This window comes from Pseudomonas sp. AC112, from assembly GCF_979253545.1.
Genome location: NZ_CEEDCM010000001.1, coordinates 785,721 through 800,423 on the forward strand (window position 1 = coordinate 785,721; position 14,703 = coordinate 800,423).

General features: G+C 60.6%; 14 protein-coding genes. 10 read left to right on the forward strand and 4 right to left on the reverse strand.

Features of this window, described 5'->3' with window-relative positions; all coding sequences use genetic code 11:
- Positions 1–121 precede the first annotated feature (121 nt).
- The 9 genes from AC0IYN_RS03805 to pdeM all read left to right on the forward strand — a co-directional run bounded on the left by AC0IYN_RS03805 (position 122) and on the right by pdeM (position 10,915).
- The gene (locus tag AC0IYN_RS03805) at positions 122–1,126 is read left to right on the forward strand and encodes a ligase-associated DNA damage response exonuclease (RefSeq protein ID WP_457248565.1); all 1,005 of its coding nucleotides are present in this window, start codon (positions 122–124) and stop codon (positions 1,124–1,126) included.
- The gene (locus tag AC0IYN_RS03810; RefSeq protein WP_471840584.1) at positions 1,123–2,757 is read left to right on the forward strand and encodes an ATP-dependent DNA ligase; all 1,635 of its coding nucleotides are present in this window, start codon (positions 1,123–1,125) and stop codon (positions 2,755–2,757) included. The genes AC0IYN_RS03805 and AC0IYN_RS03810 overlap by 4 nt, the downstream gene beginning before the upstream one ends.
- Positions 2,758–3,058: 301 nt before the next feature.
- Positions 3,059–3,838, forward strand: a complete 780-nt coding sequence (locus AC0IYN_RS03815) for a transporter substrate-binding domain-containing protein (RefSeq protein ID WP_016975034.1) — start codon at positions 3,059–3,061, stop codon at positions 3,836–3,838.
- 56 nt (positions 3,839–3,894) lie between these two features.
- Positions 3,895–4,623, forward strand: coding sequence for an ABC transporter permease (locus AC0IYN_RS03820; RefSeq protein ID WP_025855156.1), 729 nt, complete (start codon positions 3,895–3,897; stop codon positions 4,621–4,623).
- Positions 4,620–5,330 carry an ABC transporter permease gene (locus AC0IYN_RS03825; RefSeq protein ID WP_025855155.1) on the forward strand — a complete coding sequence of 237 codons (711 nt, stop codon included), beginning with the start codon at positions 4,620–4,622 and terminating at the stop codon, positions 5,328–5,330. The genes AC0IYN_RS03820 and AC0IYN_RS03825 overlap by 4 nt, the downstream gene beginning before the upstream one ends.
- Positions 5,331–5,339: 9 nt before the next feature.
- A complete protein-coding gene (locus tag AC0IYN_RS03830; protein ID WP_406597746.1) occupies positions 5,340–6,458 on the forward strand; it encodes a succinylglutamate desuccinylase/aspartoacylase family protein in 1,119 nt (372 codons plus the stop codon).
- A 13-nt stretch (positions 6,459–6,471) separates the two neighbouring features.
- On the forward strand, positions 6,472–7,236 hold the full coding sequence (locus tag AC0IYN_RS03835) for an ABC transporter ATP-binding protein (protein WP_012722621.1): 765 nt from the start codon (positions 6,472–6,474) through the stop codon (positions 7,234–7,236).
- A gap of 548 nt (positions 7,237–7,784) precedes the next feature.
- Positions 7,785–10,265, forward strand: coding sequence for a ligase-associated DNA damage response DEXH box helicase (locus tag AC0IYN_RS03840; RefSeq protein ID WP_471840586.1), 2,481 nt, complete (start codon positions 7,785–7,787; stop codon positions 10,263–10,265).
- Positions 10,265–10,915 carry a ligase-associated DNA damage response endonuclease PdeM gene (gene pdeM, locus AC0IYN_RS03845; protein WP_471840587.1) on the forward strand — a complete coding sequence of 217 codons (651 nt, stop codon included), beginning with the start codon at positions 10,265–10,267 and terminating at the stop codon, positions 10,913–10,915. Before AC0IYN_RS03840 ends, pdeM begins: the two co-directional genes overlap by 1 nt.
- Before the next feature lie 15 nt (positions 10,916–10,930).
- Here pdeM and AC0IYN_RS03850 read toward each other — a convergent pair whose 3' ends face one another.
- Positions 10,931–11,131 carry a hypothetical protein gene (locus tag AC0IYN_RS03850; RefSeq protein ID WP_099493743.1) on the reverse strand — a complete coding sequence of 67 codons (201 nt, stop codon included), beginning with the start codon at positions 11,129–11,131 and terminating at the stop codon, positions 10,931–10,933.
- Positions 11,132–11,239: 108 nt separating this feature from the next.
- A complete protein-coding gene (gene dcd / locus AC0IYN_RS03855) occupies positions 11,240–11,806 on the reverse strand; it encodes a dCTP deaminase (protein ID WP_034109068.1) in 567 nt (188 codons plus the stop codon).
- A gap of 389 nt (positions 11,807–12,195) precedes the next feature.
- Between dcd and AC0IYN_RS03860 the strand changes: the two genes are divergently transcribed.
- Positions 12,196–12,405 carry a cold-shock protein gene (locus tag AC0IYN_RS03860; protein ID WP_002554837.1) on the forward strand — a complete coding sequence of 70 codons (210 nt, stop codon included), beginning with the start codon at positions 12,196–12,198 and terminating at the stop codon, positions 12,403–12,405.
- Between the two features lie 242 nt (positions 12,406–12,647).
- Here the strand turns inward: AC0IYN_RS03860 and rpoS are convergent, their stop codons facing one another.
- Together rpoS and AC0IYN_RS03870 are read right to left on the reverse strand one after the other, a co-directional pair.
- Positions 12,648–13,652 carry an RNA polymerase sigma factor RpoS gene (gene rpoS, locus AC0IYN_RS03865; RefSeq protein WP_025855149.1) on the reverse strand — a complete coding sequence of 335 codons (1,005 nt, stop codon included), beginning with the start codon at positions 13,650–13,652 and terminating at the stop codon, positions 12,648–12,650.
- A 106-nt stretch (positions 13,653–13,758) separates the two neighbouring features.
- Complete coding sequence (locus AC0IYN_RS03870; RefSeq protein ID WP_099493742.1) at positions 13,759–14,595, reverse strand: peptidoglycan DD-metalloendopeptidase family protein; 837 nt, start codon at positions 14,593–14,595, stop codon at positions 13,759–13,761.
- Positions 14,596–14,703 lie beyond the last annotated feature (108 nt).

The window sequence follows — 14,703 nt, forward strand, 5'->3', positions numbered from 1 at the left end:
TCGCGCCCCAGCGCGGGGCAAGCCCGCTCACCACAACAAGCCCGCTCACTACAATAGTTAATCGAACTTCTCATCGCCCGCCCGCCTCCTACCTGATAAGCCCATCGCCCCCGGCACGCCCATGGACCTTGTCATCGCCCGCCCCGAAGGCCTCTACTGCCCCGCCGGAGATTTCTACATCGACCCCTGGCGCCCGGTGGAACGATCAGTCATCACTCATGCCCACGGTGACCACGCCCGCACGGGCAACCAGCATTACCTGGCGGCCGCTCCCGGCGAAGGCATCCTGCGTTCACGCCTGGGCCAGGACATTAACCTGCAAACCCTGGCCTACGGCGAAACGCTGGTCCACCACGGCGTCACCCTGAGTTTTCACCCGGCCGGGCATGTGCTCGGCTCGGCCCAGGTGCGCCTGGAATACCAGGGCGAAGTCTGGGTCGCGTCCGGCGATTACAAGGTCGAGCCCGACGGCACCTGTGCGCCCTTCGAACCGGTGCGGTGCCACACTTTTATCACCGAATCCACGTTCGGCCTGCCGATTTACCGCTGGCAGCCCCAGGCGCAGATCTTCGCCGGGATCAACGCGTGGTGGCAGTCGAATATCGCCGCCGGCAAGGCCAGCGTGTTGTTCTGTTACTCCTTCGGGAAAGCCCAGCGGATCCTGCATGGCATCGACGCCAGCATTGGCCCGATCCTCAGCCACGGCGCGGTCGAGCCGTTGAACCGGGTGTACCGCGAGGCCGGCATCTATATTCCTGAAACCCTCTACGCCGGTGACTTCAAGAAAACCGACCCCTTGTTGCGCCAGGCCCTGATCATCGCCCCGCCCTCCGCAGGCGGCAGCAGTTGGATCAAGCGTTTCGGCGACTACAGCGACGCCTTCGCCAGCGGTTGGATGCGCCTGCGTGGTACCCGTCGACGGCGCGGCGTCGACCGTGGCTTCGTGCTCTCGGACCACGCCGACTGGCCCGGCCTGTTGTGGGCCATCGAGCAAACCGGCGCCGAGCGGGTGATGGTTACCCACGGTTCCGTCGGCGTATTGGTGCGCCACCTGCGGGAAAAAGGCCTGGATGCCCAGGGTTTCACCACTGAATACGGCGATGACGAAGAGGAGGCCAGCGCATGAAGGCCTTCGCCGAGCTGTACGCCAACCTCGACGCCACCACGTCGAGCAACGCCAAGCTGGCGGCGCTACAAGCGTACTTTCGTCACGCCGCGCCGGAAGATGCAGCCTGGGCCGTGTACTTCCTGTCCGGTGGACGGCCCCGGCAATTGGTGCCCACGCGTTTATTGAGGGACATGGCCACCGAAGCGTCCGGTATCGAGCCGTGGCTGTTTGAAGAAAGCTACCAGTCGGTGGGCGACCTGGCCGAGACCATTTCCCTGCTACTACCGGAATCGCCCTACACCTCAGAGGACGGCCTGGCCGTGTGGCTGGAGGAAAAGCTCCTGCCGTTACGCGGCTTGCCTCCGCTGGAACTGGCGGACCGGCTCCCGGCGTTATGGGCGCAACTGGATCAGCCCAGCCTGATGGTGTGCATCAAGTTGATCACCGGCAGTTTTCGTGTGGGCGTGTCCAAGTTGTTGGTCACCCGTGCACTCGCTGCCATGGTCGGCCTCGACAGCAAGCGCGTGGCACAGCGGTTGGTGGGCTACACCGATTTGTCCAATCGCCCTACACCCGAGGGCTATCTCAAACTGATCGCCGCCGAATCTTCCGACGAGCATGCGCAACGGGGTGGGCAGCCGTATCCGTTTTTTCTCGCCCATGGCTTGTCGCAACCCGTGGAGCAGTTCGACACATTGCTCGGTGCCCCCGCCGACTGGCAGGTGGAATGGAAGTGGGATGGCATCCGAGCGCAGTTGGTCAAGCGTGACGGCCGCTTGTGGATCTGGTCCCGTGGCGAGGAACTGGTCACCGAGCGTTTTCCCGAACTTCACAGCCTGGTGAGCGGTTTGCCCGATGGCACGGTGATCGACGGCGAAATCGTGGTGTGGAAAAACGCGGTGCAACCCTTCGCCCTGCTGCAACAACGGATCGGCCGCAAGACCCTGAGCAAAAAAGTGCTGGAGGATGCACCGGTCGCGGTGCTGGCCTACGACCTGTTGGAACATCAGGGCGACGATTGGCGCAACCACACCCAGGCCGAGCGCCGCGCCCAGCTTGAGCACGTGGTTGCCCGGTGCAACCAACCGGTGTTGCTCGCGTCACCGCTACTGACCGGTACCACCTGGGAAGCGCTGGCCGAGCAACGCGAAGCCTCCCGCCGCCTGGGCGTGGAAGGCATGATGCTCAAGGCGCGGGATGGCCTGTATGGCGTGGGCCGCACCAAGGACATGGGCGTGTGGTGGAAGTGGAAGGTCGACCCGTTCAGCGTCGATGCGGTGTTGATATATGCCCAACGCGGTCACGGTCGACGCGCCAGCCTCTACAGCGACTACACATTTGCCGTGTGGGACGGCCCGCCCGGCAGCGAACGCACGCTGGTGCCATTCGCCAAGGCCTACTCCGGCCTGACCGACGAAGAGATGCGCAAGGTCGATGCGATTGTGCGCAAGACCACGGTGGAAAAGTTCGGCCCGGTGAGCAGTGTCACGCCGAGCATGGTGTTCGAACTGGGGTTTGAGGGGATTGCCCTGTCCAAGCGGCACAAGAGCGGGATTGCGGTGCGGTTTCCACGGATGTTGCGGTGGCGGCAGGATAAGGCGGTGGACGACGCTGACAACCTCGCGACCCTGCAAGACCTCCTGACCTGAGCCATTCCTTGTAGGAGCCCGGCTTGCCGGCGATGGCGTCCTAAAGCCCAGCGCCAAATTCGAGGGCCCCATCGCCGGCAAGCCGGCTCCAACAGGTTTGGGGGATGAACTGAAATGGTGCACTCATTTTTAGGCGCCCATTTTCGGGCATCTCCTACACTCAGACTTCCCTCGTCCGACCTTTTAAAACGCTCATTCGGAACTATGGTGCAGAAATTGCTACTTGTGATCCGTCTGACACCGTTCAGTAACAGTCCTAAACGCGCCACAAGCGCTTATCTTGGTTTCCAGGGATTACATAATGAAAAAAGCATTGCTGACCCTTTCTGCACTGGCTCTGTGCATGGCCGCAGGTACCGCGCTGGCCAAGGAATACAAGGAACTGCGTTTTGGTGTCGATCCGTCCTACGCGCCGTTCGAATCCAAGGCCGCCGACGGCAGCCTGGTAGGCTTCGATATCGACCTGGGCAATGCGATCTGCGCCGAGCTGAAAGTGAAGTGCAAGTGGGTCGAAAGTGATTTCGACGGCATGATTCCAGGCCTCAAGGCCAACAAGTTCGACGGCGTGATTTCGTCCATGACCGTGACCCCAGTGCGTGAAAAGGCCATCGACTTCTCCAGCGAACTGTTCTCCGGCCCGACTTCGCTGGTGTTCAAGAAAGGCGCTGGCTACTCGACGCCTGAGTCCCTCAAGGGCAAATCCGTGGGCTACGAGCAAGGCACCATCCAGGAAGCCTATGCCAAGGCCGTACTGGATAAAGCCGGTGTGACCACCAAGGCCTACGCCAACCAGGACCAGGTGTATGCCGACCTGACTTCCGGGCGTCTCGACGCATCCGTGCAGGACATGCTGCAAGCCGAACTGGGCTTCCTGAAGTCGCCGGCAGGCGCCGGTTATGAAGTCAGCGCGGCCATCGACGACCCATTGCTGCCGTCGAAAACCGCCGTCGGTATCAAAAAAGGTAACACTGAGCTGAAGGCGCTTTTGGATAAAGGTATCAAAGCGTTACACGATGATGGCACCTACGCCACCATCCAGAAGAAACACTTTGGCGATCTGAACCTGTACAGCGGCAAATAATGCCTGGAGCGCCCTTCCCCGGAGGGGCGCTTTTTTATCGCCATAGGTCCTGATTTATGTTCGAAGAATTGTTGCAAACCCTCGGGTTGAGCGCGCTCAGCCTGAAGGGTTTCGGCCCGCTGTTGCTGCAAGGCACTTGGATGACCATCAAGTTGTCGGTGCTGTCCCTGGCCGTCAGCGTATTGCTGGGGCTGATCGGCGCCAGCGCCAAACTCTCCAGCCTGCCCTTCCTGCGTATTCCCGCCCAGCTCTACACCACGTTGATTCGCGGCGTGCCCGACCTGGTGCTGATGCTGCTGATTTTCTACAGCCTGCAAACTTGGCTGACCGGCTTGACCGACTTCATGGAGTGGGAATACATCGAGATCGACCCCTTCAGCGCCGGGGTGATCACCCTGGGCTTTATCTACGGTGCGTACTTCACCGAGACCTTTCGCGGCGCGATCCTCGCGGTACCGCGTGGCCAACTGGAAGCCGCCACGGCCTATGGGCTAAAGCGTGGCCAGCGGTTCCGCTACGTGACCTTCCCGCAGATGATGCGCTTTGCCTTGCCGGGTATCGGCAATAACTGGATGGTGATGCTCAAGGCCACGGCCCTGGTGTCGATCATCGGCCTGGCGGACCTGGTCAAGGCGGCCCAGGACGCCGGCAAGAGCACTTACCAGCTGTTCTATTTCCTCGTACTCGCCGCGCTGATCTACCTGTTGATCACCAGCGCGTCCAACTTTGTCCTGCGCCGCCTTGAACGTCGCTACTCCGCCGGCGCCCGGGAGGCCGTACGATGATCGAACTCTTGCAGGAATACTGGCGCCCCTTCCTTTATAGCGACGGCCAGCACATCACGGGGCTGGCCATGACGATGTGGCTGCTCACCGCGGCCCTGGTCATCGGCTTCTTGGTGTCGATCCCGCTGTCCATCGCCCGTGTGTCGCGCAAGCGCCTGGTGCGTTGGCCGGTGCAGTTCTACACCTACCTGTTCCGGGGCACGCCGCTCTATATCCAGTTGCTGATCTGCTACACCGGCATCTACAGCATCGCCGCCGTGCGCGAGCAGCCGTTGCTGGATGCGTTTTTCCGCGATGCGATGAACTGCACCATCCTGGCGTTCGCCCTCAACACCTGTGCGTACACCACGGAGATTTTCGCCGGGGCGATCCGCAGCATGGCCCATGGTGAAGTCGAGGCGGCCAAGGCCTATGGCCTGACCGGGTGGAAGCTCTATGCCTACGTGATCATGCCGTCCGCGTTGCGTCGCGCGTTGCCCTATTACAGCAATGAAGTGATCCTGATGCTGCACTCGACCACGGTGGCCTTCACCGCGACGATCCCGGACATCCTCAAAGTGGCGCGGGATGCCAACTCGGCTACCTTCATGACCTTTCAATCATTCGGTATCGCTGCGCTGATCTACCTGACCGTGACCTTTGCCCTGGTCGGTTTGTTCCGGTTGGCGGAGCGTCGTTGGCTGGCCTTCCTCGGGCCGAGTCATTAAGGAGTTTTTATGCGTCATCAGGTTCATGAACTGATCGCGCCGGTGCCAGGGACGGCACGGCAGATTCACAGTTTTCACTTCGGCCCGGAACAAGCCGAAGGCAAGATCTATATCCAGTCGTCGCTGCATGCCGATGAATTGCCCGGCATGCTGGTGGCTTGGCACCTCAAAGTACGCCTGGCTGAACTGGCGTCGGCCGGTCGCCTGCGCAGCGAGATCGTGCTGGTGCCCATCGCCAATCCGGTGGGCCTGGAACAGGTGTTGATGGATATCCCGCTGGGCCGCTACGAGCTGGAGAGCGGGCAAAACTTTAATCGACTGTTTGTCGACCTCAGTGAAGCGGTGGGTGACCAGATCGAGCAACGGCTTGGGGACGATCCCCGGCGAAACGTCGAGCTGGTGCGCTCCGCGCTGTCCTCCGCCCTCGCCGCGCAGCGTGCCGACACCCAACTGCAATCCCAACGCCTGGTGCTGCAACGCCTGGCCTGCGATGCCGATATGGTGCTGGACCTGCACTGCGACTTCGAAGCGGTTGCGCACCTGTACACCACCCCCGAGGCCTGGCCGCAGGTGGAGCCGTTGGCGCGCTATATCGGTTCGGAGGCCAATTTGCTCGCGACCGATTCCGGCGGGCAATCCTTCGATGAGTGTTTCACCCTGGTGTGGTGGCAGTTGCAGCAACGTTTCGGCGAGCGTTTCCCGATCCCCATGGGCAGCTTTTCGGTCACCGTCGAGCTGCGCGGCCAGGGTGACGTCAACCATGGCCTGGCGAGCCTCGACTGCCAGGCGATCATCGATTACCTGATTCACTTCGGCGCCATCGCAGGCGATGCCGCACCGCTGCCCGACCTGCCCTACCCGGCCACGCCGCTGGCCGGCGTTGAACCGGTGGCGACCCCGGTGGGCGGCCTGCTGGTGTTCAGCGCCCTGCCGGGTGAATACCTGGAGGCCGGGCAACTGGTCGCCGAAATCATCGACCCCATTTCCGACCGCGTAACGCCCGTGCACTGCCAAAAGGCCGGCCTGCTTTACGCCCGTTCGCTGCGCCGCATGGCCACTGCCGGGATGGTCATCGGCCATGTCGCTGGCACCGAGGCCTACCGCAGCGGCTATCTACTTTCGCCTTGAGGATGCATGCCCCATGTACAAATTGACCGTTGAAGGCCTGCATAAAAGCTATGGCGACAATGAGGTGCTCAAAGGTGTTTCGCTCAAGGCCAAGACCGGCGACGTGATCAGCCTGATCGGCGCCAGCGGCTCGGGCAAGAGCACCTTCTTGCGCTGTATCAACTTCCTGGAAACGCCCAACGACGGCGCCATGACCCTCGACGGCCAGCCGATCCGCATGGTCAGCGACCGCCACGGCATGCGCGTGGCCGATGACGCCGAACTGCAGCGCTTGCGCACGCGCCTGGCGATGGTCTTCCAGCACTTCAACCTGTGGAGCCACATGAGCGTGCTGGAAAACATCACCATGGCCCCGCGCCGGGTGCTGGGTTGCAGCAAAAAGGACGCCGAAGACCGCGCCCGTCGCTACCTGGACAAGGTGGGTTTGCCGGCGCGCGTGGCCGATCAATACCCGGCGTTCCTGTCCGGCGGCCAGCAGCAACGCGTCGCCATCGCCCGCGCCCTGGCGATGGAACCGGAGGTCATGCTATTCGACGAACCCACCTCGGCCCTCGACCCGGAACTGGTGGGTGAAGTATTGAAGGTCATCCAAGGCCTGGCCGAGGAAGGCCGCACCATGATCATGGTGACCCACGAAATGAGCTTCGCGCGCAAAGTATCGAGCCAAGTGCTGTTTCTGCACAAAGGCCTGGTGGAAGAGCAAGGCGCACCCGAGGACGTGCTGGGTAATCCGAAGAGTGAGCGTTTGCAGCAGTTCCTGAGTGGTAACCTGAAATAACCTTGGCTTGCCAGCGATAAGCATAGGTAACTGCGCAATCCTGAAGCCCAAAGCGCAACCACGATGCGAAGCGAGTAGCTCTTGATCTTGATCTCGCTTTTGATCTTAGGCGCCCCGTCAAACACGCTGGCCGGAATTCGACAGGGATTTGGGGGGTAAACCGGCAGGGATGCCGGTTTAGCCGCCCCGCGCCATGGAGGGCGCGTGGCGGCGGCCCCCCAAATACCTGTCGGATTACGGGCACACCGAGCGTGAGCGAGGTGCCGAGTGTTGGGGCAAGAGCGTTTTGCTTACTTTTGCGCTGTTCAAAAGTGAGCCGCCGTAAGGGCGGAACCCATAGCAGCCGTTACCTAAATAACGGATATGTACACCGCACCACCGCCATCGCTGGCAAGCCAGCTCCTACAGTTAGATCGCGGGGTGACAGTCAGAGAGTGGTCGGCAGTTAGGCCACCTTCGCCGGCAAGCCAGCCCCTACAAGGATTGCGTTAAACCTTTGATGCTCGATGAAGGTCTGTGGAATAGACCTTCCAGAGTTCAGCCACCGCATGGCAAAACCCGTCGACTTCGCCAAACAATGGTTTGCCACCAAAGGCTGGAAGCCGTTCGCCTTTCAAAAAGACGTCTGGGCGGCGGTCAAGGGCGGCCAGTCAGGGCTGCTGCATGCCAGCACCGGCGCAGGTAAAACCTACGCACTGTGGTTCGCCGCCCTCAATCGCTTCGCCATGACTCGCCCACCCGCTACAGGTAAACGCAAACCACCCGCCGAGCCGCTGACGGTACTGTGGATCACGCCGATGCGTGCCCTCGCGGCCGACACCGCTCGAGCCCTGGAGGCGCCGCTTGAAGCCTTGCAGATTCCCTGGAGTGTCGGCCTGCGCACCGGCGATACCAGCAGCAGCGAGCGCGCCCGCCAGACCCGTCGCCAGCCCACCGCACTGATCACCACACCGGAAAGCCTGACCCTGATGCTGGCACGCGCCGACAGCGAGGTCAGCCTGGCGCACCTGCGCATGGTGGTCGTGGATGAATGGCACGAACTGATTGGCAACAAGCGCGGCGTGCAGCTGCAATTGGCACTGGCGCGGCTGCGGCGTTGGCATCCGGATTTGATGGTGTGGGGTATTTCGGCGACCTTGGGCAATCAATCCCACGCCTTGGAGGTATTGGTCCCACAAGGTGGCGGGGTCAATGTGCAAGGGAAAACGGCTAAACAATTGAAGGTCGACACCTTGCTGCCACCCGTCGCCGAGCGTTTTCCCTGGGCCGGGCACATCGGCCTGAAGATGCTGCCCCAAGTGGTGGCTGAGGTGGACGCCAGCAGCAGTTGCCTGGTGTTTACCAATACGCGGGCGCAGTCGGAAATCTGGTATCAGGCGATATTGGACGCACGCCCTGACTGGGCTGGGGTGATCGCCCTGCACCATGGCTCACTGTCGAGAGAAACCCGCGATTGGGTAGAACGCGCGCTGAAAGACGGCCAGCTCAAGGCCGTGGTGTGCACATCGAGCCTGGACCTGGGGGTGGATTTCCTGCCAGTGGAACGGGTGCTGCAGATCGGCTCGGCCAAAGGCGTGGCGCGCCTGATGCAACGCGCCGGACGTTCGGGGCATGCACCCGGCCGCCCCTCGCGAGTAACGCTGGTGCCGACCCACAGCCTGGAGCTGGTGGAAGCCGCAGCGGCCCAGGACGCGATTGCCCAGCGGCGCATTGAAGCGCGCGAATCACCGCACAAGCCATTGGATGTGCTCGTGCAACACTTGGTCAGCATGGCGCTCGGTGGCGGCTTTACGCCCGACGCGTTACTGGCCGAAGTGCGCGGTGCCTGGGCCTATCGCGACCTGACGGACGAAGACTGGGCGTGGGCCCTGGGGTTTGTGCGCCATGGCGGCTTATCGCTGACGGCCTACCCGGATTACCGCCGCGTGGAGCCGGACGAGCACGGCATCTGGCGTGTACCCGATGCGCGGCTGGCGCGTCGTCATCGGATGAGCGTCGGCACGATTGTCAGCGATGCCAGTATCCAGCTGAAATTCTGGAGCAAGGGCGGTGGCGGCAAAAATTTGGGAAGCGTCGAGGAAGGCTTTATCGCGCGGCTCAAGCCGGGTGATGGGTTCTTGTTCGCGGGGCGATTGCTGGAGTTGGTGCGGGTGGAAAACATGACCGCCTATGTGCGCCGCAGCACCGCCAAAAAGGCTGCGGTGCCACGCTGGAATGGGGGGCGCATGCCGCTTTCCAATGAGCTGGCGCAGGCCGTGGTCGAGCGTTTTGATGCGGCGGCGCACGGGCACTATGAAGGTCCGGAAATGCAGGCGGTGCAACCCCTGCTGCAAACACAGTTGCGCTGGTCGGGCCTGCCGACACGCGAGCATTTGCTGGCCGAGGCGCTGAAGTCACGAGAGGGGTGGCACCTGTTCCTGTACCCGTTCGCCGGGCGCCAGGTGCACTTGGGCCTGGCGAGCCTGCTGGCATGGCGGGTGAGCCAGCAGCAGGCCGTGACTTTTTCGATTGCCGTCAATGATTACGGGTTGGAGTTGTTGAGCGCCACCGCCGTGGATTGGCCGGTGTTGTTGAATGACACGCTACTGAGCCCTGAGCATTTGCTGGAAGACGTGGCGGCCAGCCTGAACGCCGGGGAATTGGCCCTGCGCCGCTTTCGCGAAATCGCCCGCATCGCCGGGCTGGTGTTTGCCGGTTATCCAGGGGCGCCGAAAAGTACGCGGCAGGTGCAGGCCTCCAGCGGTTTGTTCTTTGAGGTGTTCAAGCAATATGACCCACAGAACCTGCTGCTGACCCAGGCCGGGGAAGAAGTCCTGCGCGACGAGTTGGATATTCATCGGCTGGAAGCGACATTGCTTCATCTTTCAGCGCTCAAACGCGACCTGCACCTGATTGAACGGCCTACGCCCTTGGCCTTTCCGCTGCTGGTGGAGCGAATGCGCGAAAGCTTGAGTTCGGAAAAACTCTCGGAGCGCATTGCACGGATGGTCAAGGACCTGGAAAAAGTCGCGGATAACGGGAAGCGCTGATGCATTGCTCACTGACGCTTGAGGGTGAAGAGTTGTGGCTGCTGGCGGAAAAGGCCGTGTATTGGCCTGCGCGCCAGTGCCTGCTGATTGCCGATGCGCACTTCGGCAAGGCGTCGGCCTATCGCAGCCTGGGACAGCCGGTGCCACAAGGGACTACCACCGAGAACCTGCAGCGCCTGGATCGGTTGCTGTCTGCGCTACCGTGCGCGCAGGTGATCTTTCTCGGCGATTTCCTGCACGGCCCCGGGTCCCATGCCAGTGGCACCCTGAGCGCGCTGAGAGCCTGGCGCGCACGCCATCCCGACCTGCCGATGACCCTGATTCGCGGTAATCACGACAAACGCGCAGGGGACCCGCCTATCGACTTGAGGATTGAGGTCGTCCCCGAGCCACTCCTGATGGGCCCCTTCGCCCTGCAGCACGAACCGGACGACCATCCCAGCCATCATGTACTGGCCGGGCATGTTCATCCGGTGTACCGCTTGCGCGGCAAAGGCCGGCAGAGCCTGAGGCTGCCGTGCTTCCAGATCGGCACGCGGGTCAGCTTGCTGCCGGCGTTTGGGGCATTTACCGGAGGCTTTGCGGTGGAACAGGAGGATGACCGCCGGCTCTTTGTGATCGGCGACCATGAGGTATGGCCAGTGCGATGACCGGCCGTCCAGGTATCAGGCGACAGGTGCGGGTGGTGGCTCGTCTGGAATAGTCGGTGAGCCGGGCTCCTCAATGGGTTGAGGGGAGTCTGGATCAGGTTGGCCAGGAATGCCGCCCGCATAAGCAGGGTCGGCCATCAGGGACCAGGCCAGAACGCCAATCTGATTGGGTTCAAGCCGGGCAAGTTCTGCGCTGATTCGCGGGTCGATCTTCATAAGGTACTCCTCAAGCGTGGCTCGGCGCGTTTTACACGCGCCGAGGCAGTACACCTAGATAGAGTCACTTTCTGCAGACTAATTCCCTTTGCACGTAAGACCTTTCGATCAAGCGCGTGGGAGGGTGACGCCGCGCTGGCCCTGGTACTTGCCTGCGCGGTCTTTGTAGGACACTTCACAGTCCTCGTCGGACTGCAGGAACAGCATCTGCGCCACGCCCTCGTTGGCGTAGATCTTCGCCGGCAAGGTGGTGGTGTTGGAGAATTCCAGGGTCACGTGGCCTTCCCACTCCGGCTCAAGCGGCGTCACGTTGACGATGATGCCGCAACGCGCGTAGGTGCTCTTGCCCAGGCAGATGGTCAGCACGTCGCGGGGAATACGGAAGAATTCCACGGTGCGCGCAAGGGCGAAGGAGTTAGGCGGAATGATGCACACGTCGCTCTTGACGTCGACGAAGCTCTTTTCGTCGAAGTTCTTCGGGTCGACGATCGCGGAATTGATGTTGGTGAACACCTTGAATTCATCGGCGCAGCGCACATCGTAGCCGTAGCTGGAAACGCCGTAGGAAATCACAGGGGCATCGCCTTGGCCACGGATCTGGCGCTCGACGAACGGTTCGATCATGCCGTGCTCTTGCGCCATGCGGCGAATCCACTTGTCCGATTTGATGCTCATGGCGGGTGTCCTGAATAGCGAGGTGGAAAAATTCTGTTGGGCATCTTACCGGGGCCGGCGTTGGGGTTCAAAGGCCACAAGGCTTTTCTTGACGAATGCGCCTGCTCCTATAAGCCGCAGCCAGTGGGGCCGGGACCCGCATAGCCGTGCAGGGTGAATGGAAATACCACCGCCAGTCACGAAATTGGAGAAACCTTCGGAAATACCATTGGCACGTTCCGGAAAAAGGGTTAAGGTGGCGCCACTGTGCTGCTTGTGTCACTGAGAATCTCTACACGATATGTTGAATTTCGATCCAACCATCTCCAAGAATTTTTCCTGCTCTTTGCACTCAGTCTCGGCCAGGGCTTTTCCTGAGTCGCAGTTAACTTTGTCCAAGGAGATACACCATGTCTAATCGCCAAACTGGTACCGTTAAGTGGTTCAACGATGAAAAAGGCTTCGGCTTCATCACTCCACAATCCGGTGACGACCTGTTCGTTCACTTCAAAGCTATCCAATCCGACGGCTTCAAAAGCCTGAAAGAAGGCCAACAGGTTTCTTTCATCGCTACCCGCGGTCAGAAAGGCATGCAAGCTGAAGAAGTTCAAGTTATCTAACTTGTACTGACTTAGTCGAAAAGACCCCGCCCTTAAAAGCGGGGTTTTTTTATGCCTGGGATTCGGTGCTACACCCTCCCCTGCAGGAGCCAGGCTTGCCGGCGATGGCGGTCTTGAGGGCCACATCGCCGGCAAGCCGGACTCCTACAGGGAAAGCGCTGGCAACGAATGATCAGCGCACAGCAAAACGCCCGGTGCATTCCCATGCACCGGGCGTTTTGTCATAGCAGTCTTATCAATCGTTACTGAAACAACGACTCACTCGACAAGCCATTCTTCTCCAGGATCTCACGCAAGCGCTTGAGCCCTTCCACCTGGATCTGCCGCACCCGTTCACGGGTCAGGCCGATCTCCAGGCCTACGTCCTCCAGGGTGCTGCTCTCATGGCCGCGCAGGCCGAAGCGGCGAATCACCACCTCACGCTGCTTGTCCGTGAGTTCCGACAGCCACTGGTCAATGCTTTGGGAAAGATCATCGTCCTGCAACAGCTCGCAAGGATCTGTAGGGCGATCATCCGTCAGGGTGTCCAGCAGGGTTTTATCCGAATCAGGACCCAGCGAGACATCGACCGAAGACACGCGCTCATTCAGGCCGAGCATGCGTTTGACCTCCCCCACCGGTTTCTCCAGCAGGTTCGCGATCTCTTCGGGCGAAGGTTCATGATCGAGTTTTTGGGTAAGCTCACGCGCCGCCCGCAGGTAGACGTTGAGCTCCTTGACCACATGGATCGGCAACCGAATCGTACGGGTCTGATTCATGATCGCCCGTTCGATGGTCTGGCGAATCCACCAGGTGGCATAGGTTGAAAAGCGGAAGCCCCGCTCAGGGTCGAACTTCTCCACCGCCCGGATCAAGCCCAGGTTGCCTTCCTCGATCAAGTCCAACAGGGACAGCCCGCGATTGACGTAGCGCCGGGCGATTTTCACCACCAGTCGCAGGTTACTTTCAATCATGCGCTTGCGCCCAGCCGGGTCGCCCTTTTGCGACAAGCGCGCAAAATGGACTTCTTCTTCGGGGGTCAGCAGAGGGGAAAAACCGATTTCATTGAGGTACAGCTGAGTCGCATCAAGCGCCCGTGTGTAGTCAATGTACTTGTGTTGCTTTAACGCGGTGGAGTTCTTGGATTTGGTGCGAACTGAAGGTACAGCAGGTCCCTCATTCGACATCGATTCCGTAGCGATACCGGTCTCCATAAGGAGAACCTCATCGTCGATGTCAAACTCCGGCGCTTCTTTACTGAGAGCCATTGTTATAGTCCTTTGGTGAGTTCGACCTCAAGCTCAAGCGACGCCTTTATCCTTGGCAACGCTGGAGCCTGTTCCTTCTACGCGAGGGAACAGGCTGTGCAACACATCAACGACGGGGTAGGAATTGCAGCGGATCTACAGGCTTCCCTTGACGGCGAATCTCAAAGTGCAGCTTCACCCGGTCTGTACCAGTTGACCCCATTTCGGCAATTGTCTGTCCGACTTTGACCTGCTGCCCCTCCCGAACCAACAGCCTACGGTTGTGGCCGTAAGCACTGACGTAGGTATCGCTGTGTTTGATGATGACCAGCTCGCCGTAGCCCCGTAAACCACTCCCGGCGTACACCACTGTCCCATCAGACGCAGCTAAAACAGGCTGTCCCAAATCCCCGGCGATATCAATGCCTTTATTCAAACTACCGTTTGAAGAGAATTTTCCAATCAGCACCCCGTTTGAGGGCCATCCCCAACCCGTCGGCGCCGGCCCGGCAGGTGGCAACGGCGCGGGTGCCGGCTTGGCCGCAGGTGCAGGCGCAGCGGTGCCTGCAGGCCGAGTGATGATCGTGGTTTTGCTCGAAGACGATGGCGAAGATCCAGTGTTTGTCACAACTGCCGTAGGCGCTGAACCGGTACGACCATCAAAGCGAATCGTCTGGCCGGGATGTATCGTGTAGGGCACAGGAATATTGTTACGAGCGGCGAGCGCCTTGTAGTCCCAGCCATACCGGAAGGCAATCGAGAACATCGTATCGCCCTTGCGCACTACATATTGCCCGGTCGTCACCGTTGGTTTTTGCGGCGCCGCATTATTACGGTCAACCACCCGCGCGCCGCTGCTTGGCGAGCTGGAACACCCTGCCAGTACGGAACTGAAGACGAGGCCAAGCACCAGTCGATGAAAGCTTGTTTTACTCATGCGCTGCGCAAGACCTGTGAGACTCACCCGCCGCTCCCTTTGTGGTGGCTGAACATGAACGCCTGTATCAGGCCTGAAATATGACGCAAGTATAACTGGGCATTGGCGTTTTACCGGCACACGCCTGAAACCCAT